We start from the raw sequence: 25309 nt of genomic DNA on the forward strand, positions 1-25309 counted from the left end.
ACAAAGGATCTTGCGCATCATTAGCGCAAGATCCTTTGTTTTAGATCCGGGATGATTCGTGACGTTTCGCGTATCGTAAGAGAAACGCAAGTGTCGCTAGAACCAGAACGAATAGACTGAAATAAAGCATAGCTGGAAGCAGAACGAACAAGCTGCCAGCAATCGGTCCAAGGATCGAACCAAGACTAAAGGCAATCCCTGCAAGCAAGTTGCCCGTCGGAAGAAGGTGTCGCGGTAACTGTTCCGTCATATAGGCGACACCGAGCGAGTACGTCGAGCCAAGTGCCATCCCGCTAATAGCAAAAATCGCGAATAACCAACCATATCGCTCGAAGACGAAGCAAGCGATGAGGAAAGAAACGGAGCCAATCGAAAGAACGGTTACTAACGTCCGACGTTTTCCGAAGTGATCCGCAAGTCGTCCAAGTGGAAGTTGCATGATCAACGAGCTGACGACGAATGTCGTGATCAAGGTACTCGTCTCAGATAGACCGTACCCGTTACGCGTCGCAAAAACGGGAAAACTGGCATTCAGTGTGGCTTCGAGAAAACCATATGTAAAGCCAGGAAGTAACGTGAACCAAGCAGTTGATAGGACAAGTTTATACCGTGAGGCGGCGCTTTGCAGCTCCTCCGGCATGACGGATGACGGTTTTTCGTTAGGCATACGCGATAATAAGATCAGGACGATGACAGTCAATGTACCAGTCAACACGAATGGTAGCCAGTTGATGACATCGACGAGAGGTGCCGCAAGAGGACCGAGAGCAAAACCGAGACCGAATGCCATCCCGTATAGTGACATCGTTCGTCCTAACCGTTCATTTGGGGTAATGGACGTCACCCAAACCTGTGATCCATAGTGTAACGTCTGATCACCAAATCCGACGAGGAACCGTAAAATCATCCAAGCAATGACGCTTGGAAGAAGTGGAAATAAGAAAACCGCTACTGCAACAAGAGCGAGTCCAAACGAGATGACCGGAATATAACCACGTCGTCGTAGTGGACCTTCCATGAGAGGGGCGGCGACGATGACACCGATATAGAGAACGGCAGCGCTGAGACCGTTGATGAAAGCGGGGGTTCCTTGGCGTTCAAGTAAAATAGATAACAGTGGAATCAGCAGACCTTGCGTGAATCCGGAAATGAAGACGATCGATAAGATAAGAGTAAAACGACGTGACACAAGTAACGACGACCTTTCTTTTTTCTTTTAGCATAACACGCCCCGGTCTCTGAAACGGGAGACCGGGGCGTGCTTCATTTATTTTCTTGTTCAAAACGTGTCGGACGCGGCATATGCAGAAGATGTTCGTCCCAGTCTGTCTGATCGAACACTTCATCATGTTCGATGCTGTGTGAAGCGCGAATACCAACCATCATGACGAACAAGACCATACTGAACGTACCGATGATTGCGACAATACCTACGAGCCATTCCATCCCGGTCACCCCTTTTAGAAAAACAGAATGTGTCTACTTTGTGACATTTTTCCCGGGATGCCATCGTTCAAAACCTATTTTTGATTCTTAAAGCCGACTCGATTGTTTTGTGAAATCAATCTCAGGGTAATATGCGTTTTTCACAAGCGCGTTCGGTCCAAGGCATTGCACCGCAGGGCAGTGACATGACAAGCTTTTATTCAGTTCTGTCTCTTGCCACTCGGCATACGCATCATTGAAGGATGTCTCATGAATCGTACCTAGCGAAGCAAGTTCGTCACCGAAATCCGTTACGATGATCTCGCCATCAAAGATGTTGACGTTGAGACGGGAACGTCCATCAGGGTCATTGCGAACCGATACGTTTTTTTCTTGACGCAAGCGACGGTGCAATTCTAAATCTGCCTCTTCCATCGAACATGCGTAGAAAGGAAGTGTTCCGAATAACATCCAGACGTTCGGATCCCGGACGTCAAGCAAACGATGAATCCCGTCGCGAATTTCAGATAAACTAGCTGCTTCGATCATCGACGCGAAGTCAGCGGGGTACATCGGATGCACCTCGTGGCGGACACACCCCATGTCGACGATTTCCTTATGAATCGCTTCAAGGTGTGGTAATGTCCGTTTATTGATCATCGTCTCTGCAGAAACGATGACACCACGTGCATTTAGAACACGGGCATTCTCTTTCATCGTCTCGAAAAGTTTCGTCCGTGCTTCACGTGACGGTTTTCGTTCCATCATCGCAAAGCCACCATCGATGAAATCATCAGCTGTTCCCCAGTTATGTGAGATATGCAAGACATCTAAATAAGGAATGATTAATTCGTAGCGAGATAACGGAAGTGTTAAATTTGAGTTGATTTGGGTTTTAGCACCACGTTCGTGGGCATACTTAAGTAAAGGGACAACATACTCCTTGACGGATTTCATTGAAAGCATCGGTTCGCCGCCGGTGATTGAGAAGGCACGCAGATGTTCGATTTCATCCAGACGTTGAATAAGTAGCTCGACTGGGATTTCAGGTGACTCGCTACTGGATAACATGTAACCGACGGCGCAATGTTCGCAGCGCATGTTACACAGTTTTGTTGTCGTGACTTCAATGTTCGTCAAACGGACGGTGCCGTATTGTTCAATGTCGCGATAAGCTTCCCATGGATCGTTCGCAATCGTGATGGGTGATGAATGTGACATAGATACTCCTCCTTTTTAGTGCTCCACTTCGTATCGTATGCTAAAATAACGTCGGAATCCAGCGGAAGAAAGGAAGTCTGAATAATGGGAAAAGCAAGAACTGATAAACTTGGTCAAATGAATGTGCTAAAATCAAGAATGCAGCTTCTCTGTCATACAATCGATTCACTCGATGAATCATCAGATATCGAAGATTTGGAACGACTGATCGTATCACTGGATCAACTCAAGGCGAAGGTCGTTCGATATGCGAAGGATATGAAAGAACAAGAAGAAACGAAAAAAGCGGTAGATTGAGACCGCTTTTTCATTTGCACAAACGGAAAGGATGAAATCAATGGCAACAAAAATCAAATTAAAGACAGGTGAGGTCCGTTCGGTCACGTGTCTTCGGATGGGGATCAACGGTGAAGGGATTGCAACACTCGAGCGACAAATCGTCTTCATCCCAGGACTGCTCGTTGGGGAAACGGCACAAATCGAGATCACGGAAATTCATGCGAACTATGCGAATGCAAAAATCTTAAAGCGTGACGATCGTTCACCGGACCGTGTTACTCCACTTTGCCCGGTCTATAGTGTCTGTGGCGGCTGTCAATTACAACACATGAGTTACGATGGACAATTGCGTTATAAGGAAGAAATGCTTCGCAACGCTTTCTTGAAATCAACGAAGTTGAATGTCGAAAAAGCCGATATCCGCCCGACGATTGGTTCGAAGGAGTGGGGATACCGCAACAAGTCGCAATTCGTCGTCGGGAAACAAGGCAATGAAATCGTTAGCGGTCTCTATTCTGCGAATTCGAATCGTTTGGTCGCAATCGATGATTGTGTCGTCCAAAATAAGGATACGCTTCGCGTCAACCAAGCTGTTACGAAATTACTCAACGACTATAAAGTACCCGTTTACCATGCATCAAAACAAGATGGTGTCATGCGCCATATCGTCGTCCGGACAGGAATCAAAACGGGCGAAATTCAAGTCGTGCTCGTTGCCTTTAAAGACGGCTTCCGTGATCTAGAGGGCTTATCGCGCGATATCATGGACATTCCAGGTGTCGTCTCGGTTGCACTGAACATCAATGATAAGTTGACATCACGTGTCTTCGGAGAAGAGACGGAAGTCTTGCGTGGCGTGGAACGGATCGAGGAAGAGATGGGGGAATTCACGTATCAATTGTCTCCGCGTGCCTTCTTCCAATTGAATCCGGAACAAGCAGAGCGGATGTATGAAGAAATTGCGCGTGCTGCTGCTTTGACAGGCGAAGAACGTGTCGTTGATGCATACGCAGGTGTTGGTTCAATCGGACTTTGGATCGCTAAAGGAGCAAAAGAAGTCCGCGGTATGGAAATCATTGAAGAAGCTGTCGAAGATGCCAATGCGCACATGAAGCAATACGGATTCGACCATGCCCACTACGTCGTCGGTAAGGCAGAAGCGTGGATTCCGCGTTGGGTCAAAGAAGGCTGGATTCCGGATGTCTTCATCGTCGACCCACCACGCTCAGGTTGCGATACACAATTGTTGAACGCGATGATCTCGTCTAAAGCGAAAAAAATCATCTATGTCTCGTGTAACCCGCAGACGCTTGCACGCGATTGCGATCACTTGATGAAAGCGGGATACAAGGTATCGTACATTCAACCGTACGATATGTTCCCACAAACAGCGCACGTCGAAGCAATCGTCGTGCTCGAAAAAAAGAAAAAGAAAAAGTTCTAAGTAACAAGCCCGTATGCACTCTTTGAACGAGTGGACATACGGGCTTTTTATCATGTTTGCGAAAGATAACCGAACGTCGCGTCACACTCAGCGAAGCGTTCCTTCAACCGAGCAACACGATCAACAGGAAGTGGACCGCGCTCGATCAGTTGCTGATTCAACGCGAGGTGTTCTGGTCGAGACGTACCGATGATGGCTGTCGTGATCCCTGGCTCAAAGACCGTGAAACGAAGGGCAGTTTCAAGCCAACTGGATTCCTCGAGTGGATAAGCGAGTTGTTGCGCACGTTCCCAGTAGGGTTCGACGTACTGTCCGACCGGACGCTCCGTGAAGCGCCACGGGGCGTTACCGATTGGACGCTTGGCGATGACACCGTGATCTAGAAGGGTGGGCAGGACTTCATCGACATGTTGATCAAATAGATTGAATGACGTTTGGAAACTGTCGAAGCGATTCGTTTCGATAGCATATGTTAAGTCTTCCCGATCACCGGAATAAGCGATGACGCGGACTTTTCCAGCTTGTTTTGCTTGTTCAAGCGCTTCGATGACATCTCCCTGGGCGAGAACTTCTCGACTACAAGAGTGGAGGTGTACGATGTCGAGATAATCCGTTTGCATCGTTTGTAAGGCTTGATCGATGCCACCATGGACCGCTTCAAAGGTCCAGTCCTGCGCACCGGGCACATCATAGCCGACTTTCGTCGACAGAATGACGTCGTGCCGACGATTCTTTAGAAATTGTCCGACGCGTTGCTCCGATAAGCCATAGCCGCGTGCTGTGTCGATCAGATTGATGCCGAGATCACGTGCTTGTTCGAGCAAATAGACTGCTTCGCGGTCCGTCATCTGTTCTGCACCGATGTGACCGGCTCCGAACCCAAGCGGGGATACGAGTAGGTCGGATGTTCCAAAACGTCTTAACTCCATGAACGATACTTCCTTTCAGACATCTGTAGTTTTATATCGATGATGCTCGTTTTTGTTGAATACGATAGATCAGATAACCAACGAGTGCCACGCCTGCAATCGACCATTGAACGATGGATGAGGATTGCATGAACTGATGGACGGCAAGCACTTCGACTAACATGGCTGGAATTTTTCCAATCGTACTGGCAGTCAGGAAAAGTAGAATCGAAATACCACTAGCAGCACTGACGATGTTGACGATGCCAGACGGGACGAACGGTAACAGCCGCAGCAAGATGATCGTCAAAAAAGCTTCGCGTCCTCGTTGTGCTTGTAGTTTTTGTTGCAAACGAGCGAATCGATCCGGAAGTGGGCGACGAAGGGCATACCGCAGTCCTTTTCGGTAAAGTAGAAACGCACAAACCGCACCTAGGACTTCACCGATGAAAGAGAGCAATGTGCCCATCCATAGACCGAAATAGACGAGATTCGCAGCGGTGACGAACGTACTCGGTAGGACACCAAGTACACTGACGACGACGCCGAATAAGATACTAACGAACGGAGCGAACGGTCCGAAGAGTTCAAAGGTTTGGATGACATGATGTTCCATCATTCGAATCCATCCTCTTCATCCGGAAGAAGCGGTAACTCGATGTGGACAGTCGTTCCTTCTCCAAGAACGGAGTCGAACCGGATCGTTCCATCATGACGATCGATGATGTGTTTTGTGATCGCAAGACCAAGACCGGTTCCGCCATCTTTACGCGTCCGTGATTTATCGACACGGTAAAAACGTTTTGTCAGTCGATCAAGGTGCTCTCCCGGAATGCCTTCTCCTTCGTCCCGGATAAGACAATGCGTCCGGTCGCCGATCGTTTCAGTCGATAAGAAAATCTGTTTACCAGGCGGTGTGTACCGTAAGGCGTTATCGAGTAAATTGCCGAAGACTTGCTCAAGGCGGTCCGTATCGCCTAAGACAATTTGATCCGGGTCGAGATTCATGACGAACGTGACTCCTTTTGACTGGGCGATGGGTTCCATCCGGTAAATGACATCTTCAAGTACTTGACTGAAGACAAGTGGTTGTTTCGACATCGGATAGGAATCGCGTTCAAGTTGAGCGAGATCGAGTAGATCATTGACGAGACGTTGCAGACGTTCCGTTTCCCGCTCGATGATTTGGTAATACTGCGCACGCTTTTCTTCCTCGAGCGAATCATCCTGCATCATCTCCGTATAGCCACGGATGTAGGAGAGTGGTGTCCGCAATTCATGACTGACGTTCGCGAGGAACTCCTTCCGCTGCTCGTCGACTTCTCCGAGCGATTCCGCCATCTTATTTAATGTTTCTGCGAGTTCCCCGATCTCATCGTCCGATTGAATCGGAATCCGATAATCAAAGTCACCTTGTGCATAAACAGTCGAGGCGCGCTTCATGTCGATCAACGGACGGATGATCGTATCGATGATTTGTCGTCCGAAGATGACGAGATTCAAGACGATCAGTCCGATCATGAAGAAGATCATCAGGCGGAGTGGGCGGAATGGTTCACTGATTTGACCGAGTTCTAGATATAAAATCAATGTACCGACCAGTCGATTGTTTTCGATGATCGGAAATCCGGTCATCAAAATGTCCGTTCCTTCAATCGGATGGGTCCGACTGGAGACGACGGTTTCACCGTTTCGAAGTTCTTCGATATCCGCATTCGTCAAAAAGCGCAGTCCAGCTGGATTTTTCTTCAGGAAATCGATAAAGAAGACTTTCGATTCCGTCAACTCATTCGTATAAGTCATTCCATCGTAAAAAGCACCAGATAATCCTTCAGATTCATAAATGTTGATCAGCTTTTCGCCTCGGTTCAATAAGATATCTTCCTGCGTCTGAAGATAGAACCGGTCGTAGAGATAGAACGTCAGCAGGACGAATAAAATAGCGGAAAAAACGCTTGTGAACCAAATCGTGATCCAAATCCGGCGCCGGATCGTATAGCGCTTAATCATACTTCCTCGAATTTATAACCGATGCCCCAGACCGTTTGAATCGAGCCACCAGCTTCCCCGAGCTTTAAGCGAAGTGTTTTGATGTGTGTATCGACCGTCCGTAAGTTCCCGATATAATCCGCACCCCAGATTTGATCGAGTAACTGTTCACGAGAAAAGACCTTATCATTATTTTGAGCGAACAGGTGCAGCAAATCAAATTCCTTACGTGTCAGGCTGACCGGCTTGCCATTGACGTGGACACTCCGACTTTCAGTGTCGAGTTCAAGCATGCCGAGCGTCAGGGTAGCCGATTGATCAACTGTAAAGCGATGAGAACGACGAAGCGTCGCTTCGATGCGAGCAAGCAGTTCTCGAGGGCTGAATGGTTTTGTAATATAGTCATCAGCTCCGATTTTCAGCCCGTGAATGCGATCGAGTTCATCCGAACGTGCCGTCAGCATGATGATCGGAACGTTTGAGAACTCACGGATGCGCATACATGCTGTCAAGCCGTCCATTTCCGGCATCATGACATCGAGTAGAACGAGATGGAATGTATTTTGTTGAATGAGATGGATCGCTTCTTGTCCGTTAGAAGCTGTCATCGTCGTGTAGTGTTCTTTTTCAAGATTCGAGACGAGAAGATCACGCATTTGTGCTTCATCATCTACTACGAGAATGTTAAACGATTCTGGCATTAGTCTTCGCTCCATTTCCTGTAGAAGAAAGTGTTTCTTCCATAAAGATGAGTTTTCTTATTTATCATACCATTTCAAACTTTAGAAGCGCATGCGTGGACACAAAAAAGCATGAGAGACAAGGCTCTCATGCTTCGAGTTGTTGGTGATCGTATAGTGTTTCGAGCTCCCGACCATGAATGTACATGTGGAAACTAGATTTTGAGACTTCATATAGCGTGAACTGTGTCTCGCCGGCATTCAATTGCTCAAGAAGCGCAGGACGCAACTCATCCGCACAGAACGCATACGGCAATTTTTCAGCTGCTTTTTGTGACCGAATATTGCTTTTGCGAATTTTCATGAAGACACTCTCATATCCAAGCTCAAAGAACAGCTCAGAGAAGAAGGCTTCTTTCGCTAAATGATTGTATCCTTTACCATGATACGGTTTACCTAACCATGTACCGAGAAACCCATATTGTCCTTCGATATCGAGTAAACTAATCGTACCAATCGGTTGATCGAATTCATCTAGGATGGTACGTGATACGATTTCACCACGTTCTTCCTCTTCGATTGCCTGCTTTGTAGTAAACAGAAATTCATCAAAGTACCGTGTTTTTTGGCGGACGTACGGATATACGTCTTGATGCTGCATCAGTTCGAACAAATCAGCGCAGTCGCTCAGCTCCCGTTGCTTGAGCATACTTCCATTCCTCCTTTTAGGACCGCAAGAATGATTGTCGAAAGCTACCTGTCTGACTCGTTTGAACCGCGCATGGTATGCCTTCTTCAGTTGTCGGATAAGATAATATTACCTTCTTTTTTTAAAATTGCAAGAAAATAATTTTTGTGAAAAAAGATACAAAAACAAGATGTTTTCCGTAAGCGTCTAAAACCCCCGAAAGGTGCAAAAAACACCTGGCGGGGGTGGGGTTAAGTCAAGTTCAGTTGAGCGTGTTCAAAAATGATTTTTCCGTCAATCATCGTCATGAGCGGCTTCGCTAAATAGTCGAGTGGGAAGTGACTCCATAGGACGAGATCCGCGTCTTTTCCGACCTCGATCGATCCGACGCGATCGTCCACACCGAGCGAGCGGGCTGGATGAATCGTGATCGCGCGCAAGGCGACATCGACCGGTAGACCTTCTCGTGCAGCTAGACCGGCACAGAGATTCAAGTACTGGACAGGGGTGTACGGATGATCGGTCGTAATGGAGATTTCAAGACCATGCTCATGAAGAATTCGATACGTTTCCCATGTCTTATTCTTCAGTTCGATTTTAGACTTTCGCGTGAAGGTGGGTCCGACCGTCACTTTTTCAATCGGTAATTGTTCCATCTCTTTTGCGACGAGATGACCTTCCGTACAATGTTCGATACGTAAATCGAGATCGAACTCTTCCGCAAAACGAATGGCGGAAAGGATATCATCTGCTCGGTGCGCATGTACACGAAGCGGCATTTTATGATCAAGGACCCGTTTGATCATCTGATGGGCGAACGTTTCGGAAACTCGTTGTGTCCGAACTTCAAGAAAGGCTTCGCGCAACATCCCCATGATGCCCATCCGTGTCAGTTCACCGGCGCGACCAGCACTATGGACACGCTTCGGGTTTTCACCGAGCGCCACCTTCAGACCCGCATACTTTCGAAGAATCATATCATCGATGAACCGTCCGTGCGTCTTGATGACACTCGTGACGCCGCCAATGATGTTCATGCTACCAGGCATGACTTGAACGGTCGTGATCCCGTGTTCGACGGCTTCCTTAAAGCCTTCATCCAGCGGATAGACGCCATCAATGGCACGCAGATGAGGAGTCATCGCGAAAATCGTCTCATTCGCATCATTTCCGACGGTTCCGGTACCTTCGTCATATAATCCGAGATGTGTATGGGCATCGATGAAACCGGGCAATAAAAAGTGACCTTCTGCTTCAATGACTTGATCGTTGTCTAAATGATCCAGTAATTCACCGATTTCAATGATTTTTCCATCACGAATACGGATGTCCCCGTAAAAACTGTCCGAAGTAATCGGATAGATATGTGCATTTCGAATTAAGATATCCAAGTATCGTCCACCCCTGTACTAGTTTGAATGCTCGATTGCTCGCAATGCATCCTTTAGTTCAGCATACCGAAACTTGTATCCGTTTTCGAGCGCTTTTTTCGGGATGACACGAGCTCCTTCTAGTACAATCGTACTCTTTTCACCGAGTGCGAGCTCTAACGCGAAGCGTGGCGCCGGGAGCCAGTGTGGGCGATGTAAGACTTTTCCGATCGTCTGTCCAAAACGGCGCATCGTCTCCGGGTGAGGCGCAGTGATGTTCAGTGGTCCTTCGACTGTCGGGGTCTCAAGTGCGAATAGGAATAAATCGACTAAATCATCGATGTGGACCCAGGAGACCCACTGTTTTCCGTCGCCCATCGTCCCACCACCAAACAAGACATAAGGCAGGCGCATTAACGGATAAGCGCCACCGGCTTTCGTTAAGACGACACCGATTCGTGGATGGACGAGTCGAATGCCAGCGTCGGCAATCGGACGGGCAAGATCTTCCCACGCGACACAGACATGACTTAAGAAGTCAGCGGTCGGTGGAAGGGGGTGATCTTCAGAGAAGGTTTGATGCCGATCTTGTCCGTAAATGCCAACCGCAGAAGCAGACAATACGACATTTGGCTTTTGATCGAGTGCTTCAACGATTCGAACGAGCTCCTTCGTCGTGCTGACGCGACTGTCGAGAATGACGCGTTTGCGTTCATCCGTCCAACGTCCGTCGTTGATCGAAGCACCAGCCAGATGAATGAATGCATCAACGCCCTCTAAGTGCTGTTCCGGTTTTGCGTCTTCTGTCATCCACTTGATATATGTGACATGCGCGTCATTTGCTTTCGGATGACGCGTTAAGATAAAGATATGATGTCCTTGCTCGAGTAAACGCTTCGTCAAGGCTTGACCAATCATACCGGTTCCACCGGTAATCGCAATGTTCATGTAATCCATCCTCCCTGAAATAAGTAAAAGTAGCTTCTTTCCATTTGTTCCCGTTCCATGGTTTCACTCAAACATAGACCTGCCTGTTCATGATATCGTAGAACTACCGAATCAGGTTAGGGGAGGGAACGACATGAAGATCAAACGGATCTCGACGCAGAAAAAGAACAGCGAACGATTCAACATCTATGTCGAGCGTGATGGCAAAGAGGAATATGCCTTTGCCGTAGACGTCGATATCTTAATTAAATACAATCTACAACGCGATAAGGAACTCGATGACGATTTCGTCAAGGAAGTGTTGACGGCTGAAGAACAGCAAAAAGCGTATCGTCTCTCGTTGAATCATTTATCGTACCGCATGCGGGCGACGAGTGAAGTCGTCGCCTATTTAACAGAGAAAGAGACACCGGAGCATGCGATCAAACATGCAATCGATCGATTGACGGAGCAACGCTATTTGGATGATCAACAGTTCGCACTTGCTTATACGGCAACGAAAAAAGCGACGACACCTCAAGGTCCGGGACGGATTCGCCGCGACCTTGAGGCATTGAAGATACCGAAGACAGCGATTGATGAAGCGATCGTGACGTTTACGGATGAAGAGGAATACGAAAAAGTCCTGAAGTTTTTGCGGCAAAAGCAAAAAGAGCTGCAACGGCGTTCCGTACGGGAACTGACACAAAAGTTGCAGTTAACGCTCATGCAGCGTGGGTTTTCGTCCGATTTGATTAAAGCGGGCATTGAAGAGGTCTTTCGAGCTGAAGAAGGTGACGAAGAAGAACAAGCGGCCCTTTATCAAGCGCGCAAGTATTATCCGAAATACCGGCAACTTGAACCGTTCGAACGCGAACAGAAAGTGAAACAAGCGCTCGTCCGAAAAGGATTTCCATACGGTCTAGCGGCTCAAGTCCTCGAACAAGTCAAAGAAGAAGAGGCGGAACAATAAAAGCAAGACGAAAAATTGACAATTATCCGACAATTGTGCTATTCTACGCACAGACTAAGAAAAGGAGGAACCGTCCTATGAAAAAGCCAATTGGTTTCACTCATATCCAACAGCTGAATACGACGGAGACTCTTGAGCACGTATAAGTAATTCATTTCATGTGCGAGCAAGGGGATTCGTCTCCCGAGCGCGCAGACGAACAAGAATGCATCATGCCCATTTCAAGGCATACTGATTCTCGGACTGCATCCGGAAATCCGTATGCCTTTTTGCGTGCTCGGAAAAAGTACTTCATTTCACAGTAAAGGGGGGACCCTCATGCGTTTATTTCGGCAATTGAGTTGGTTTCTAAAAGAACACAAATCATCGTATCTCGTAGCAGTCGTCTTATTGATCATCACCGGCTTCATCGATTTAACGCCGCCATGGCTGATCGGTAAGGTCATCGACGGATTGCGGTCGGGATCGATGGACCAGGCGACGCTCTTGCAATACGTCATCGGATTAACAGTCATTTCCATCGTTTCCTTCATCTTGACGTATCTGTGGTTAGCGAAATTATTCGGAACGGCATTTTTATTAGAACGGACACTTCGGAGTCGCTTCTTTACGCACTTATTGAAACTGACGCCGACGTTCTACCAAAAGAATCGGACGGGAGACTTGATGGCGCTCGCGACGAACGACTTGAAGGCGGTCGAGCGGACAGCCGGATTTGGTGTCTTGACGCTCGTCGACTCGTTGAACATGACGGCAATCACGCTCGTCGTCATGGGGGTGGCGATCGATTGGAAGTTGACGCTTGCTGCCTTGTTACCGATGCCCCTTCTCGCCTACGCGATGAATAAGCTCGGAAGTCAAATTCACGGACGTTTCATCACTGCCCAGGATTCATTTGGAACGATGAATGACCAGGTCGTCGAGTCGATTTCCGGACTGCGTGTCATCCGCTCGTTCGTACAAGAACCAGTCGATGTTAAACGGTTCGACGATGTCACGACGGATGTCTTTGAGAAAAATATGCACGTCGCAAAAATCGACGTCTTATTTGAACCGATCATCAAGCTGCTCGTTGGCTTCAGTTACTTGATCGGCTTATCGTTCGGGACATATCTCGTCTTTACGAACGACATCACGCTCGGACAATTGGTCGCCTTTAACATCTATCTCGGGATGCTGATCTGGCCGATGTACGCCTTTGGTGAATTGATCAATGTCATCCAGCGCGGAACAGCGAGTCTTGACCGCTTAGAAGCAACGATGCGAGTCAAACCGTTGATTGCTTCGACACCGCGGGAACACGTCGATCGCCCTGAACGGATCGAGATGAACGATTTGACGTTTACGTATCCAGAGACAGCCCATCCGGTCTTACGAGATTTGAATATGACGATCGAACAAGGAACAACGATCGGTATCGTCGGACCAACAGGATCCGGGAAAACGACGTTCTTGCGTCAATTCTTACGTGAGTATCCAATCGGACGGGATATGCTGACGGTCAACGGCGTACCGTATGAAGATGTTGCGCTAGAGACGGTTCGCGGATGGACCGGTTACGTCTCACAAGAACATTTATTATTCTCAAAATCCGTTCGGGACAATATTCTATTCGGTGCAGGTAAAGCGACAGAAGAAGAATTGCAGGAAGCGATTCGTCTCGCATCGTTTGAAAAAGATATCGAAACGCTGGAACAAGGACTTGAGACGATGGTTGGTGAACGTGGCGTCACGTTGTCGGGAGGACAAAAGCAACGTCTCTCGATCGCGCGGGCGATGTTAAAAAAACCAGAGTTGCTGTTGCTTGATGATTCACTATCAGCGGTAGACGCGAAAACGGAATCACATATCATTGATTCGATTCGATCGAATCGCCACCAATCCACGACATTGATTGTTGCCCATCGTTTATCGGCAGTAGCACATGCGGACGAAATCATCGTCTTGCAAGACGGAATGATTTCTGAACGAGGAACACATGACAGCCTGATGGCACAAAATGGCTGGTACGCTCAACAATTCGAGCGACAAAGTGAAGAGATGTAAGGAGGTGCCTCTGCATGAATGAATTAGAATTATACCAACTCGATCCGGCACGTCGGAAGACGACGATCCGTTCGTTGATCCGCTATGCGATGCATGAGAAACAAGCGATTTTATTAGGGTTGTTTCTACTCGTACTGGCAGTCGGAGCGGAATTGACAGGTCCGTATATTGCCAAAGTCATCATTGATGAACATATCGTGGCAATTGAGAAGGACTGGGTCGAAGTTAAAGCGGACGGAGCGGTCACATATGACGGTCGTCAGTTCGCCAAAGCACAAGACGTCTCGAAAAGTCAGATCGTTCAGTCCGTCTCGATCGTTCAAACGACCAACGGCTACTTTTTCGTACCGAAACAAGTCGTCAGTGGAGGAGAGCGGAAAATCAGTGGAAATACGATGACGGTCACGCGTGGAGACGACGTCTACACGTATGATAATATTCAAAAACTGACACAAGGACAGGTCTATGATTTTTATTCAAAAGACTTAAAAGCAATCGGCTGGTTGTCCTTGATCTACGTCCTTTTGCTGCTAGTAGCAGCTGGTTTGAACTGGATTCAGCAAATCTTGCTCCAGCGATCTGCTCATAAAATCATTAAACGGATGCGTCTTGATGTCTTTACGCATCTGCAACGGTTACCGGTTCGTTATTTCGACCAGACACCGATCGGGAAAATCGTCAGTCGCGTCACGAATGATACGGAAACGATTCGCGATCTATATCTCGGTGTGCTCGCCCGGGTCTTCTCGGGGATCATCACGATGGCGGGGATTCTGGTCGCGATGTTCTTCCTCGATTATCGCTTAGGACTAGTCTCACTAATCATCATTCCGATCGTCTATTTCTGGATTCAGCTATTCCAGAAACTCGCGACGAAGAACAACTTCAAAGTCCGCTCCCTCGTTGCCGACATGAATGGTCAACTGAATGAGAACATCCAGACGATGCCGATCATTCAGGCTTATGCACGTGAGAAGGAAGTTCTTGCCGAATTCGAACAAAAGAACGAAGAGAACTATCAGACACGGGCAAAGTTGTTACGACTTGATGCCCTGATGTCCCACAACTTATCCTACTTTTTGAAAAACTTGACGCTCGCCTTGTTGATTTGGGTCGTCGGTGGGAAAAGTCTGACGAACGGCTCGTTTTTATCGCTCGGGATCTTATATGCGTATATCGATTACGTGTCCCGTTTATTCGAACCGGTCACCCAAATCATGAATCAGCTGTCACCGCTACAACAAGCACTCGTGTCAGCGGACCGAATGTTCCAGTTGCTCGACGAAAAGGGAGAGCCGGTCGAACAAGGTCGTGTTGCTCGGTTTAAAGGGGCGGTGTCCTTCAAGGACGTCGAATTTAGTTATGAAGCGGGAAATCCCGTATTACGTGAGATTCAAATTGATGCTCGTCCTGGCGCGACGATTGCCCTCGTCGGACACACGGGCAGTGGGAAAAGTTCGATCATGAACTTGCTGATGCGTTTCTATGATCCGTCAAAAGGACAGTTGTTGATTGACGGACAGGACGTGACGACTTTACCGAAACAAGCGGTCCGTGAGCATATGGGGATCGTCCTACAGGATCCGTTCCTCTTCACAGGAACGATTCGCTCGAACATCACACTCGGCAATCCTGATATTTCCGAAGAACGAGTACGACAAGCGATTGAAGCTGTCGGTGCGGATCGGTTCATTGATCGTTTACCGAACGGGCTCGATGAACCAGTCATCGAAAAAGGTGCCACGTTATCAGCGGGGGAACGGCAGTTGATCAGTTTTGCCCGTGCGCTAGCGTTCGACCCTGCGATCCTAGTTCTTGACGAAGCGACAGCGAGCGTTGACTCGGAAACGGAAGCGGTCATTCAGGATGCTTTGCTGACGTTAACGAAAGGGCGGACGACGTTCATCATCGCCCACCGCTTGTCGACGATCAAGGATGCGGATGAGATTCTTGTTCTCGATCATGGTCGGATCGTCGAGCGAGGATCCCATGATGTGCTCCTTGCAACGTCCGGGATTTATGCGAAAATGTATGCGTTACAAAGTAAACGGAATCTTGAATTGAAATCAAGCTAATCCATCCAGTTTCTCCTCCTTTTCGTTTATACTGAAAAACGAAGAGGGGGAGTTTTTGTAATGGAGACACGGATGAGTCAATTATCGAAATACGAGCTTGAGATGTTGATCACGAAATTAAGTGAACAAAAACGAAAAGCGGAGCAACACGGGAACGTCAGTGAAGTGGAAGTCGTGACGCGAAAAATCGCCATTGCGAAAAGTTATTTGATCGATCCGGCACGATTCGAACGGGGAGCCTTTTACCGAATCGAAGGAGAAGAGGCACGATTTGAGTTACACTTCGTCAATGGCGTCATGGGCTGGGGACATTTTGAAGGAACCGCTCAGGAAGTCGCGATTCCGCTCGCGTTATTCACAGGAGAGGGAGAACAGACATGACGAATCGAGAACAAGCCCTTCAGCAACTGGCTGAAGAATTATTGCAAGTGAATGAAGTATTAACCCCGGAAGAAGCACTGACGTGGGTCGAAGTGCTGTGGGAAGATTTCGAAGCGACACTCGCGCGCGCAGGTGAGAAATATCAAGGTGAAGCCGTCGCGGTTCATTTCGTCGAGCAACAGATCAAACAGCACGGGGCAATGTTACACCGATTTAATACGACGAACGAAAAATTCAAACATTTGATGACAGGTCGAAACGTCGAATGAAAAAAAAGCTCCGCACATCGGGATTTCCGTTGCGCGGAGCTTTGTCTTTATAATGCAGGGATGAACAGTTTTTTCTGCAAGGTCCGTTCGCTGAACACCCAGCCGGTATAGGAGCTGACGATCTCTTGTGTGGCAGCGTCGATTCTGACGACGGCAACGAATGGATAGACTTCCTTCGTGAAGTAACGTAAGTTCGTAAAGCGGTATTCGACAATGCCATCCTTTCGTGAGACCGTATACGTATGAATCTTCGAAAACTCAAGAAACGCTTGCAAGTCCGCGTTTTGTTTGACGATTTCGTACAAGGCGTCACCGTGTGGTTCGTCCTTGATCCGGAAGTTTCCGCATTCGACGACGGTTCCACTATTGATCTTAACGACGGAATACTCATCGCGTAACCGTGCCGCGACATGCCACTCATCCCATTTCATGCCAGGGGAGATGAACAGTTTATGCGCGCCGCGATAATAGCGGGCTGCGGTCGCGAGGGCATCGTTTCGTAACTTGAATTGAACAGCGTAGTAGATAATGACGATGGCGATTAAAATCGGGAAGATGACGATCGTCGCTCTCGTTAGTAGCCAAATCCCGAACGCGGCATAATACATCGTGAACAGATATGGATCAAATGTATTGATGACACCCCAACCGATCCAGGATTTTTTGAACGGGTGTAAGGCTTGTGTTCCGTAAGCGTTAAACAGATCGACGAAGACATGAAGAGCGACAGCGATCTGCGCCATCAGCCATAATGAAGTCGGAGGTACACCGAATAACGTGCCGATGACGATTGAAAGTAATAACGGCCAGGCGAGCAAAGCGATCAACCCGTGCGATTTTCCGCGGTGTTGACGCAAGTAGGCGCTGTTTCCTTTAAACTTAAAGACAGTATCGAAGTCCGGTGCGTGTGAACCGACGAGCGCCGTCGTCGTCACGGCAGCAAACATCGTCGTGCTCGCTGCGACGTCAGGGTGTAGCGTCGAGATGGCGGCGAGACAAAGTCCCATGCCGATATGCGTACCAGTATCCAATGCGAATTCGCTCCTTCTATAAAATCGTGATGGTGAATCCATCGAGGTTCTGCCGAGTAATTTTTAATAAATATATCGTATCCAAGAGAAAAGAGGTAACCTTTTGACTGTCGTTCAAGAATATTTCACAAACTTTAATAAAACACAATTTACCACAGAACTGATTGCCTGGTTCCTTCGTGAACAGCGGGATCTCCCGTGGCGAAGAACCAAAAACCCATATCATATCTGGATTAGTGAGATCATGCTTCAACAAACGCGCGTCGATACAGTCATTCCGTATTACGAGCGCTTTACGAAACGTTTTCCGACACCGCATGATTTGGCAGAAGCGGATCAAAGTGAAGTTCTGAAGCACTGGGAGGGCTTAGGGTACTATTCCCGTGTCAAGAATCTTCAAATCGCGGTTCAGGAAGTTGTTGAAAAATATGATGGAATCGTTCCGGACGAAAAGGAATTGTTCAGTCAGCTGAAGGGCGTCGGTCCGTATACGACAGGAGCGGTTCTATCGATTGCTTATGGGCAAGCAGAACCAGCTGTAGACGGAAATGTGATGCGCGTCCTCTCGCGTGTACTTGGGATTTATGAAGACATTGCTGCACCGAAGACACGGAAATTGTTTGAGGCGGCGGTACATCAATTGATTGATCCGGCTGACCCGTCCAGCTTCAATCAAGGTTTGATGGAACTCGGTGCGATGGTCTGTACACCAAAGTCTCCGATGTGTGGACTCTGTCCTGTTCAAGACGTTTGTTTTGCATATGATCGAAATGCACAGGAAGAACTACCTGTGAAGACGAAGAAAGGGAAGACGCAAATTATTCCGTATGATGCTCTCGTCTATGAAACGAACGGAAAAATCGCAATTGAACAACGAGCAGAAACAGGTTTGCTCGCAGGGATGTGGCAATACCCACTTCGAGAAGCAGAAGAAGATCGTAATGGGACGCTTGTCGGGCACGTTCGACATATCTTCTCACACCGGATTTGGGAAATTGCCGTCTATCGCGTGACGGAACAGCCGGACCAGACGGTACTAGTTGATCAGGAAACGTATGCGACGCATCCAGTATCTGTCGCGCAAATGAAGATTGATCGACTATTAAAGGGGGAAATCTAATGCATACTTTTCGTTTTGAGACACGTGTCGATACATCAAAGGAGCAAGCGTGGGATTTTTTAAGTGACGCCAAGGCCTTAAGTCGATTGACAGTATTTCCGCAAGTGAAGACGTCGGGTGATACGCGGACGCGAGCAGGAAATACGATTCGTCTGCGCGTTGGTGTTCCTCCACTATTTGTCTCGTGGACGTCTTGGATTCCTTTCGTAGAAGAATATGTCTTCGTCGATGTCGGTACAAAAGTGCCGTATCCATTCCGGGCATGGTGCCACGTGCACCGAGTCGAAGAACGTGAATCTGGCGTCTATTTCGTGGATGAAGTGACGTACGCATCCTTCTTGCCAGCCTTCGTCATTGAAGCATTCATCTTGAAACCGATGTTCAAACAACGAAAAAATGCGATTTTGAATCACTTTCAAGCCTGAATTCCGTCATTTTTCTGAAAAAATACCCTTTCGTTTTTCATGCGTTCTGAAAATGGGTATAATAAGCACGAGAGTATAACAGAATGGAAGAAAAACGCTTTAGAAAGGAGTAGCACATGAGTCGATTCCCAAAAGAAAGTAGCAAGATTGAGATTCAAAGTTTCAAACATAACGGGAGCTTACACAGAGTTTGGGAAGAAACGCTCGTGCTGAAATCGACGGAAGAAGAATTGATTGGGTTCAATGACCGCATCATGGTCAGTGAATCGGATGGTCGTCAGTGGCGAACACGAGAGCCTGCAATCTGTTACTTTTCAACAGAACTCTGGTTCAATGTCATTTGTATGATTCGGGAGGATGGCATTTACTATTACTGCAATCTTGGATCACCTTCTACGTTCGATGAGAAAGATCGAGCAGTCAAGTACATTGATTACGATTTAGATATCAAAGTGTATCCGGACATGTCCTACATGATCCTCGATGAGGACGAGTATGAGAAGCATCGCCGCGAGATGAACTATCCGAAGGCGATCGATCGTATTTTGAAAGACAATGTCCAAATCCTGATTCAATGGATCCGCAGTCGCAAGGGTCCATTTAACCCGGCTTTCGTGGATATGTGGTATCGTGAATATGAAACAAGATATCGGAGATGATGGTTCGCCATCGTCTTTTTTTAATTGAAGGAAGTGAAACACGTGGCAACACAAGCAAAACGTAAGAAACAAGGTTCGATCCGCCGCTATATGGCGTTCGTCAAGCCGTATCAAAAACAGATTCTCCTGACGGTTTTCGTCGGGATCATCAAGTTCTCGATCCCACTTGGACTTCCGTTGTTGTATAAGTACATCATCGACAATATCCTAACTGGAAACACGATGCCGATGGCGGAAAAAAGTAAACAATTGGCGTATTTGATCGGAGCGGGTGTCTTCATCTTCCTGATCGTCAAGCCACCGCTTGAATACGTCCGTCAATACCTCGCGCAATGGTCAGCGTCGAAGATTTTATTTGACGTTCGTAATCGATTGTTTGATCATGTTCAGAAATTATCGCTTCGTTTTTATTCGAATACGAAAACCGGAGAAGTCATCTCGCGAATCATCAATGATGTCGAGCAGACGAAAGACTTCGTCGTCACGGGATTAATGAACTTATGGCTTGATATGATTACGATTTTCATTGCGATCGCTATCATGTGGACGATTGATCCGAAGTTGACGCTCGTCGCCATTATTCCGTTACCATTCTACGCCCTCGCCGTTAAGTTCTTTTACGGTCGCTTACGCGGATTGACACGGGAACGTTCGGCAGCACTTGCGGAACTACAAGGTCATTTGACGGAACGGGTCAACGGCATGGCAGTCATTCGTAGTTTTGCACTCGAACCGCACGAGAACAAAGCGTTCAAACATCAAAATGATGGGTTCTTAAAAGCGGCGCTGCGTCAAACGAACTGGAATGCGCGGACGTACGTCGTCGTCTCGACGATTACGGACTTCGCACCAATCCTTATTTTCGGGACAGCGGCGTTCTTCGTCTTGAACGGACAAGTGACACTCGGGACGATGGTTGCGTTCATTGGTTATATCGACCGTCTGTATGCGCCGCTCGGTCGTCTCGTTAACTCCTCAACGACGTTGACACAGTCGATCGCTTCGATGGACCGGATGTTCGAGTTTTTAGATGAGCCGTATGACATCACGGAAAAACCGAATGCACGCGATCCAAAAGATGTCCGCGGAAACGTTCAGTTCGAAAACATCAGTTTCGCTTACGAAGAAGGCGGCGAGCTAGCGATTGATCGCTTAACGCTTGACGTTCAGGCAGGTGAACGGATTGCTTTCGTCGGGATGTCAGGTGGTGGGAAATCGACGCTCGTCAGTTTAATTCCACGCTTCTATGATGTGTCTGCCGGTCGGATCACGCTTGACGGCGTTGATATTCGTGACTTGAAGTTGCGTGGTCTTCGCGATCAGATCGGGATGGTCATGCAGGAGTCGATTCTCTTCAGTGAGTCGGTTCAGATGAACATTAAGATGGGGAATCCGGAGGCGACGGATGAGGAAGTCGTCGCAGCGGCAAAAGCAGCGAATGCCCACGAATTCATCGAACGGTTACCGAACGGCTATCATACGCCGGTCGGTGAACGAGGCGTCAAGTTATCGGGTGGTCAAAAGCAACGTCTAGCCATCGCTCGGGTCTTCTTGAAGAACCCGCCGATTCTGATTTTGGATGAGGCGACGAGTGCGCTCGATTTAGAGAGCGAAGCGATGATTCAAGATTCGTTAGCGCGTCTCGCGAAAGGACGGACGACGTTTACTGTCGCGCACCGTTTATCAACGATTACCGATGCCGATAAGATCGTCGTCATCGAAAATGGTCAAATTACGGAAATCGGAACACACGAAGTCCTCATGCAAAAACGAGGCGCTTATTTCGAACTGTATGCCATTCAAAATCTGGAACTCGTCGAATAACACAAAAGCAGCGACCTTTGCGAGGTCGCTGCTTTTTTAGTGGGGGGACTTAGAGTCGAGCAAAGGCACGATCGACTGCTGCGATTGTCTCTGTGATGTCGGCTTCCGTATGTTCCGTCGTCAAGAACCACGCTTCGTATTTCGAAGGGGCAAGGTTGACGCCTTCTTCTAGCATCAATTTGAAGAAACGTCCGAACATCTCGCTATCTGCACGTTCTGCACCATCGTAATCGATGACTGTTTCATCCGTGAAGTAGACCGTCATGGCACCTTTTAGACGGTTGATCGTAATCGTGACGTCATGACGTTTTGCTGCTTCTAGCACACCTTGTTCGAGTAAGGCGCCAAGGTGATCGAGTTGTTCATAGACACCAGGCTTCTCAAGTAATTCAAGACAAGCGATACCCGCAGCCATGGATGCTGGGTTACCTGCCATCGTACCTGCTTGGTAAGCCGGACCGAGTGGCGCGACGTGTTCCATGATTTCTTTGCGACCGCCATAAGCGCCGATCGGTAAACCACCACCGATGATTTTGCCGAGTGCCGTCATATCAGGACGGATATCGAGTAACTCTTGTGCACTGCCGTACGTGAAGCGGAAGGCTGTGATGACTTCATCATAGATGACGAGTGCGCCGTGTGCATGCGTGATTTCGTTGACCGCAGCAAGGAATCCAGGTTGCGGTTCGACGATACCGAAGTTTCCGACGATCGGTTCAACGAGTACACAAGCGACTTGATCGCCCCATTGTTCCATGATTTGACGGTACGATTCGATATCATTGAATGGTGTCGTAATGACTTCTTTTGCCGTCGCTTTCGTGACACCAGCTGAATCGGGAGAACCAAGTGTCGCTGGTCCGCTTCCTGCTGCAATCAGCATCAAATCCGAGTGACCGTGGTAACATCCACTGAACTTCACGACGAGCTCACGACCCGTATACGCACGTGCGACGCGAATCGTCGTCATGACAGCTTCGGTTCCCGAGTTCGTAAAGCGTACTTTTTCAAGCGAAGGAATCGCTTTTTGTAGTTTATGTGCAAAGTCGATTTCTAGACGGTGTGGTGTGCCGTAAAGAAGACCATTTTGGGCAGCATGGGTGATCGCTTCCGTAATGTGAGGGTGACCATGTCCAGTGATGATCGGACCATAGGCTGCTAAGTAATCAATATAACGATTGCCATCGACATCATAAAAGTAAGCACCTTCTCCGCGTTCCATATAGATAGGTGCGCCACCTCCGACGGCTTTGAATGAACGCGATGGGCTGTTGACGCCACCGACGATACACTCTTGTGCGATTTCATATAACGCCTCTGAAGTAGGACGTGTAGTGTGAGTAGACATGAGGATTCCTCCAATCGATGATTCGTGAAAAATATCACGATATGATTGTATCATGGACGTCAAATCCGGTGCAGAGCCGTTGACGGAATGCCTATTTGTAGGTAGACTAATTATAAAGATTACAATCTGATAATCAATGAAAGATAGAAATGAGGGGATGGACGTGGCTAACGAAATGCTGGATGACGCCGTGAAGTCACTTCGGGAATCAGGCGTTCGAATGACACCACAACGTCACGCGATTTTGGAATATTTAACGACGGGACACACGCATCCGACAGCGGATGAGATTTATCGTGCACTCGAACATCGTTTTCCAAACATGAGTGTGGCGACTGTATATAATAACTTACGCGTGTTTCGAGAAAAGGGAATCGTTGAGGAAATGAATTACGGAGACGCTTCAAGTCGCTTCGATTTCGTTACGACACGCCATTACCACATGATCTGTGAGAACTGTGGAAAGATCGTTGATTTCAACTATCCTGTGCTCGATGATGTTGAGACGGTTGCGGCGCACTTAACGGGCTTTAAAGTCGATCGTCACCGATTAGAAGTGTACGGAACTTGTCCGGACTGTCAATCGAATGTCCAATAAAAAAACGAGCTGCCTTAGCGGGGAGCTCGTTTATTATGTTTATTATATTTTTCATCGAATTCTTTTCCTTCAAGAGACGGATCCATCGTCAGTGGTTCATCGCAATGCATACATAAGTCGACGCGACCAAGGACTTTTGTTTCTTTTCCGCAGTTCGGACAAGTGACGACAGCTGCCTTCGTTGATGTCAGACCAATCAAGAAATAGAGTGCCGTACTGGCGAGAACCATGACGAAACCGAGAAGCATGAGTAAGACCATGATGATTTCAAATTGTTTGAGTAATAGACCGCCATACATGACGAGCATCCCACCGAACACAAGAAACATAGCTAAGTTTCTCGCGCGGTTTATTTTATTTTTACGTTGTTTTTTCAAGTGAATTCCCCCTGTTGTCAGTCTAGCATAAGAAGTGGGATTGTCTGAAGAAGGAAAGCTTGTTTTTTTGTCGAAAATGGTAACGACGAGTTCGTATAGAAGGGTGAGAAGTACATGGAACAAGCAACACGAACGATTTATTCGGAGTACGCGGCTTATCGCGAAACACAAGGGATCATTGCTGTTGAGAAACGGCAACCACGGGATTCCCTGACGGATCAATTTGATACACTTCTTGTCGTCATCACGAGAGACCCAGAAGTCGAGTGGACGATCAAACATTATCGACTGAATACACTAAAGGTATCATTACACCTCGTACATGAAGATGTGTTATCACGCTGGATTTTGTTAAATGCGAATCGACGCGCGATTCACTGGATTGCAGAAGGAACGATCGTTTTTGAACGAAATGATTACTTGGTTGATTTAAAACGGCAGCTATTAAACTTTCCTGATGAGGAAAGATGTTTACAGATGACGATTTCGTTCGCTAAACTTTTGCGTCGTTTCCAAGACGGAAGGAACTTGTTCAGTCGCGGACATCATTATGATGCCTATACACACGTCCATCACGCATTACATCATCTCGCGCGATTATCTGTTCTGGAAAAAGGAAAACATCCCGAAACAGTCGTCTGGGAACAAGCGCGACTCGATGATCCGGATGTCTATAAACTATATGAACAATTATTGATGAGTGAAGAGACATTAGATCAACGTATTCACCTCGCCTTGATTGGACTTGAGCATCTTCTGCAGTCGAAGGTCTTATCGGGAGGACGCTATTTATTTGAAATCATGCGTGAGCGGACAAGTCCTTGGACAATGTATGAATTGATGGAAGAAGAGCGACTACAAGAAGTCAAAGTGGATTTAAGTAGTCTGATTGATTTCTTTATGCGAAAAGGTCTGATCAGGATTTCGTATCAAACAACTAAAGGAGCAGGGGTCGAACTCGTAACGTATGAGCCGGTCGTATGACGATCGGCTTTATTTTTTTCTATGTGTTGTTTTGGCTATATATAGAAGGAAAAAGATTTCAAAAGTTTTTTTAGAAAAACTATTGACGGTATTATACCGAGATAGTATATTAATACATGTCGACAGGGCAACACGCACTGGACGGTGACGAGAAAGAAAAAAGATTTCAAAAAGGGATTGACGCTTAAGTTATTCCGTGATATCTTATTAAAGTCGCTGAAAACGACACGACGAACTTTGAAAACTGAACGATGAGGCAAAAATCGTA

General features: G+C 47.5%; 25 protein-coding genes and 1 pseudogene. 13 read left to right on the plus strand and 13 right to left on the minus strand.

Annotated features, from left to right (window positions below; translation table 11 throughout):
- Positions 1 to 40: 40 nt before the first annotated feature.
- The 3 genes and pseudogenes from ASF99_RS01860 to yfkAB all read right to left on the minus strand — a co-directional run.
- Positions 41 to 1192 (minus strand): annotated as a pseudogene (locus tag ASF99_RS01860) (MFS transporter); the annotation flags it as partial.
- A 71-nt stretch (positions 1193 to 1263) separates the two neighbouring features.
- Positions 1264 to 1446, minus strand: coding sequence for a hypothetical protein (locus tag ASF99_RS01865; protein ID WP_023467292.1), 183 nt, complete (start codon positions 1444 to 1446; stop codon positions 1264 to 1266).
- Positions 1447 to 1533: 87 nt separating this feature from the next.
- Positions 1534 to 2646: a radical SAM/CxCxxxxC motif protein YfkAB gene (gene yfkAB, locus ASF99_RS01870; protein WP_055966694.1), complete on the minus strand. Its 1113-nt coding sequence runs from the start codon at positions 2644 to 2646 to the stop codon at positions 1534 to 1536.
- 84 nt (positions 2647 to 2730) lie between these two features.
- Between yfkAB and ASF99_RS01875 the strand changes: the two genes are divergently transcribed.
- Complete coding sequence (locus ASF99_RS01875; RefSeq protein WP_023467294.1) at positions 2731 to 2943, plus strand: SE1561 family protein; 213 nt, start codon at positions 2731 to 2733, stop codon at positions 2941 to 2943.
- 40 nt (positions 2944 to 2983) lie between these two features.
- Positions 2984 to 4369 carry a 23S rRNA (uracil(1939)-C(5))-methyltransferase RlmD gene (rlmD, locus tag ASF99_RS01880; protein WP_055966696.1) on the plus strand — a complete coding sequence of 462 codons (1386 nt, stop codon included), beginning with the start codon at positions 2984 to 2986 and terminating at the stop codon, positions 4367 to 4369.
- Between the two features lie 50 nt (positions 4370 to 4419).
- Here rlmD and ASF99_RS01885 read toward each other — a convergent pair whose 3' ends face one another.
- The 7 genes from ASF99_RS01885 to ASF99_RS01915 all read right to left on the minus strand — a co-directional run bounded on the left by ASF99_RS01885 (position 4420) and on the right by ASF99_RS01915 (position 10952).
- Positions 4420 to 5298 carry an aldo/keto reductase gene (locus ASF99_RS01885; protein ID WP_055966699.1) on the minus strand — a complete coding sequence of 293 codons (879 nt, stop codon included), beginning with the start codon at positions 5296 to 5298 and terminating at the stop codon, positions 4420 to 4422.
- Positions 5299 to 5329: 31 nt separating this feature from the next.
- Complete coding sequence (locus ASF99_RS01890; RefSeq protein WP_055966702.1) at positions 5330 to 5896, minus strand: TVP38/TMEM64 family protein; 567 nt, start codon at positions 5894 to 5896, stop codon at positions 5330 to 5332.
- Positions 5893 to 7287: a sensor histidine kinase gene (locus ASF99_RS01895; protein ID WP_055966705.1), complete on the minus strand. Its 1395-nt coding sequence runs from the start codon at positions 7285 to 7287 to the stop codon at positions 5893 to 5895. Before ASF99_RS01895 ends, ASF99_RS01890 begins: the two co-directional genes overlap by 4 nt.
- Positions 7284 to 7967, minus strand: coding sequence for a response regulator transcription factor (locus ASF99_RS01900; RefSeq protein ID WP_023467299.1), 684 nt, complete (start codon positions 7965 to 7967; stop codon positions 7284 to 7286). The genes ASF99_RS01895 and ASF99_RS01900 overlap by 4 nt, the downstream gene beginning before the upstream one ends.
- A 127-nt stretch (positions 7968 to 8094) precedes the next feature.
- Positions 8095 to 8655 carry a GNAT family N-acetyltransferase gene (locus ASF99_RS01905; RefSeq protein ID WP_023467300.1) on the minus strand — a complete coding sequence of 187 codons (561 nt, stop codon included), beginning with the start codon at positions 8653 to 8655 and terminating at the stop codon, positions 8095 to 8097.
- 230 nt (positions 8656 to 8885) lie between these two features.
- Positions 8886 to 10025, minus strand: a complete 1140-nt coding sequence (locus ASF99_RS01910) for an amidohydrolase (RefSeq protein ID WP_055966708.1) — start codon at positions 10023 to 10025, stop codon at positions 8886 to 8888.
- An 18-nt stretch (positions 10026 to 10043) separates the two neighbouring features.
- Positions 10044 to 10952 carry a TIGR01777 family oxidoreductase gene (locus ASF99_RS01915; protein WP_055966711.1) on the minus strand — a complete coding sequence of 303 codons (909 nt, stop codon included), beginning with the start codon at positions 10950 to 10952 and terminating at the stop codon, positions 10044 to 10046.
- A gap of 133 nt (positions 10953 to 11085) precedes the next feature.
- Here ASF99_RS01915 and ASF99_RS01920 point away from each other — a divergent pair, with 133 nt between their 5' ends.
- The 5 genes from ASF99_RS01920 to ASF99_RS01940 all read left to right on the plus strand — a co-directional run bounded on the left by ASF99_RS01920 (position 11086) and on the right by ASF99_RS01940 (position 16675).
- Positions 11086 to 11904: a RecX family transcriptional regulator gene (locus tag ASF99_RS01920; protein ID WP_035398763.1), complete on the plus strand. Its 819-nt coding sequence runs from the start codon at positions 11086 to 11088 to the stop codon at positions 11902 to 11904.
- 318 nt (positions 11905 to 12222) lie between these two features.
- Positions 12223 to 13950 carry an ABC transporter ATP-binding protein gene (locus ASF99_RS01925; protein ID WP_055966714.1) on the plus strand — a complete coding sequence of 576 codons (1728 nt, stop codon included), beginning with the start codon at positions 12223 to 12225 and terminating at the stop codon, positions 13948 to 13950.
- 14 nt (positions 13951 to 13964) lie between these two features.
- Entirely contained in the window at positions 13965 to 16025 is a 2061-nt protein-coding gene (locus ASF99_RS01930; protein WP_055966716.1) for an ABC transporter ATP-binding protein, read from the plus strand.
- A 60-nt stretch (positions 16026 to 16085) separates the two neighbouring features.
- On the plus strand, positions 16086 to 16406 hold the full coding sequence (locus ASF99_RS01935) for a DUF1811 family protein (RefSeq protein ID WP_023467306.1): 321 nt from the start codon (positions 16086 to 16088) through the stop codon (positions 16404 to 16406).
- The gene (locus tag ASF99_RS01940; protein WP_023467307.1) at positions 16403 to 16675 is read left to right on the plus strand and encodes a YfhJ family protein; all 273 of its coding nucleotides are present in this window, start codon (positions 16403 to 16405) and stop codon (positions 16673 to 16675) included. Before ASF99_RS01935 ends, ASF99_RS01940 begins: the two co-directional genes overlap by 4 nt.
- 47 nt (positions 16676 to 16722) lie before the next feature.
- Here ASF99_RS01940 and ASF99_RS01945 read toward each other — a convergent pair whose 3' ends face one another.
- Positions 16723 to 17706 (minus strand): metal-dependent hydrolase, encoded by a 984-nt coding sequence (locus tag ASF99_RS01945; protein WP_023467308.1) that lies wholly within the window; start codon positions 17704 to 17706, stop codon positions 16723 to 16725.
- 103 nt (positions 17707 to 17809) lie between these two features.
- Between ASF99_RS01945 and mutY the strand changes: the two genes are divergently transcribed.
- The 4 genes from mutY to ASF99_RS01965 all read left to right on the plus strand — a co-directional run bounded on the left by mutY (position 17810) and on the right by ASF99_RS01965 (position 21734).
- Positions 17810 to 18826, plus strand: a complete 1017-nt coding sequence (gene mutY, locus ASF99_RS01950) for an A/G-specific adenine glycosylase (protein WP_023467309.1) — start codon at positions 17810 to 17812, stop codon at positions 18824 to 18826.
- Entirely contained in the window at positions 18826 to 19251 is a 426-nt protein-coding gene (locus tag ASF99_RS01955) for an SRPBCC family protein (RefSeq protein ID WP_023467310.1), read from the plus strand. Before mutY ends, ASF99_RS01955 begins: the two co-directional genes overlap by 1 nt.
- Before the next feature lie 116 nt (positions 19252 to 19367).
- Entirely contained in the window at positions 19368 to 19910 is a 543-nt protein-coding gene (gene ntdP / locus ASF99_RS01960; protein WP_023467311.1) for a nucleoside tri-diphosphate phosphatase, read from the plus strand.
- Between the two features lie 90 nt (positions 19911 to 20000).
- Positions 20001 to 21734 (plus strand): ABC transporter ATP-binding protein, encoded by a 1734-nt coding sequence (locus ASF99_RS01965; RefSeq protein WP_055966722.1) that lies wholly within the window; start codon positions 20001 to 20003, stop codon positions 21732 to 21734.
- A gap of 49 nt (positions 21735 to 21783) precedes the next feature.
- Here the strand turns inward: ASF99_RS01965 and ASF99_RS01970 are convergent, their stop codons facing one another.
- Positions 21784 to 23082 (minus strand): glutamate-1-semialdehyde 2,1-aminomutase, encoded by a 1299-nt coding sequence (locus tag ASF99_RS01970; RefSeq protein WP_055966719.1) that lies wholly within the window; start codon positions 23080 to 23082, stop codon positions 21784 to 21786.
- Between the two features lie 175 nt (positions 23083 to 23257).
- On the opposite strand from ASF99_RS01970, the gene perR reads away from it, so the two are divergent.
- Positions 23258 to 23680, plus strand: a complete 423-nt coding sequence (perR, locus tag ASF99_RS01975; protein ID WP_369792039.1) for a peroxide-responsive transcriptional repressor PerR — start codon at positions 23258 to 23260, stop codon at positions 23678 to 23680.
- A 14-nt stretch (positions 23681 to 23694) separates the two neighbouring features.
- Here perR and ASF99_RS01980 read toward each other — a convergent pair whose 3' ends face one another.
- Positions 23695 to 24057: a DUF2614 family zinc ribbon-containing protein gene (locus ASF99_RS01980; RefSeq protein WP_029340912.1), complete on the minus strand. Its 363-nt coding sequence runs from the start codon at positions 24055 to 24057 to the stop codon at positions 23695 to 23697.
- A 114-nt stretch (positions 24058 to 24171) separates the two neighbouring features.
- On the opposite strand from ASF99_RS01980, the gene ASF99_RS01985 reads away from it, so the two are divergent.
- Positions 24172 to 25041: a nucleotidyltransferase-like protein gene (locus ASF99_RS01985; protein ID WP_035398755.1), complete on the plus strand. Its 870-nt coding sequence runs from the start codon at positions 24172 to 24174 to the stop codon at positions 25039 to 25041.
- Positions 25042 to 25309 lie beyond the last annotated feature (268 nt).

Origin of the sequence: Exiguobacterium sp. Leaf187 (assembly GCF_001423925.1) — a bacterium.
Classification (GTDB): Bacteria; Bacillota; Bacilli; order Exiguobacteriales; family Exiguobacteriaceae; genus Exiguobacterium_A; species Exiguobacterium_A indicum.

Excerpts from the sequence above, each read along its gene's own strand:
- ASF99_RS01865 (WP_023467292.1), bottom strand. The coding sequence starts at position 1,446 with ATGGAATGGCTCGTAGGTATTGTCGCAATCATCGGTACGTTCAGTATG.
- yfkAB (WP_055966694.1), bottom strand. The coding sequence starts at position 2,646 with ATGTCACATTCATCACCCATCACGATTGCGAACGATCCATGGGAAGCT.
- ASF99_RS01875 (WP_023467294.1), top strand. The coding sequence starts at position 2,731 with ATGGGAAAAGCAAGAACTGATAAACTTGGTCAAATGAATGTGCTAAAA.
- rlmD (WP_055966696.1), top strand. The coding sequence starts at position 2,984 with ATGGCAACAAAAATCAAATTAAAGACAGGTGAGGTCCGTTCGGTCACG.
- ASF99_RS01885 (WP_055966699.1), bottom strand. The coding sequence starts at position 5,298 with ATGGAGTTAAGACGTTTTGGAACATCCGACCTACTCGTATCCCCGCTT.
- ASF99_RS01890 (WP_055966702.1), bottom strand. The coding sequence starts at position 5,896 with ATGATGGAACATCATGTCATCCAAACCTTTGAACTCTTCGGACCGTTC.
- ASF99_RS01895 (WP_055966705.1), bottom strand. The coding sequence starts at position 7,287 with ATGATTAAGCGCTATACGATCCGGCGCCGGATTTGGATCACGATTTGG.
- ASF99_RS01900 (WP_023467299.1), bottom strand. The coding sequence starts at position 7,967 with ATGCCAGAATCGTTTAACATTCTCGTAGTAGATGATGAAGCACAAATG.
- ASF99_RS01905 (WP_023467300.1), bottom strand. The coding sequence starts at position 8,655 with ATGCTCAAGCAACGGGAGCTGAGCGACTGCGCTGATTTGTTCGAACTG.
- ASF99_RS01915 (WP_055966711.1), bottom strand. The coding sequence starts at position 10,952 with ATGAACATTGCGATTACCGGTGGAACCGGTATGATTGGTCAAGCCTTG.
- ASF99_RS01920 (WP_035398763.1), top strand. The coding sequence starts at position 11,086 with ATGAAGATCAAACGGATCTCGACGCAGAAAAAGAACAGCGAACGATTC.
- ASF99_RS01925 (WP_055966714.1), top strand. The coding sequence starts at position 12,223 with ATGCGTTTATTTCGGCAATTGAGTTGGTTTCTAAAAGAACACAAATCA.
- ASF99_RS01930 (WP_055966716.1), top strand. The coding sequence starts at position 13,965 with ATGAATGAATTAGAATTATACCAACTCGATCCGGCACGTCGGAAGACG.
- ASF99_RS01935 (WP_023467306.1), top strand. The coding sequence starts at position 16,086 with ATGGAGACACGGATGAGTCAATTATCGAAATACGAGCTTGAGATGTTG.
- ASF99_RS01940 (WP_023467307.1), top strand. The coding sequence starts at position 16,403 with ATGACGAATCGAGAACAAGCCCTTCAGCAACTGGCTGAAGAATTATTG.
- ASF99_RS01955 (WP_023467310.1), top strand. The coding sequence starts at position 18,826 with ATGCATACTTTTCGTTTTGAGACACGTGTCGATACATCAAAGGAGCAA.
- ntdP (WP_023467311.1), top strand. The coding sequence starts at position 19,368 with ATGAGTCGATTCCCAAAAGAAAGTAGCAAGATTGAGATTCAAAGTTTC.
- ASF99_RS01965 (WP_055966722.1), top strand. The coding sequence starts at position 20,001 with ATGGCGTTCGTCAAGCCGTATCAAAAACAGATTCTCCTGACGGTTTTC.
- ASF99_RS01970 (WP_055966719.1), bottom strand. The coding sequence starts at position 23,082 with ATGTCTACTCACACTACACGTCCTACTTCAGAGGCGTTATATGAAATC.
- perR (WP_369792039.1), top strand. The coding sequence starts at position 23,258 with ATGCTGGATGACGCCGTGAAGTCACTTCGGGAATCAGGCGTTCGAATG.
- ASF99_RS01985 (WP_035398755.1), top strand. The coding sequence starts at position 24,172 with ATGGAACAAGCAACACGAACGATTTATTCGGAGTACGCGGCTTATCGC.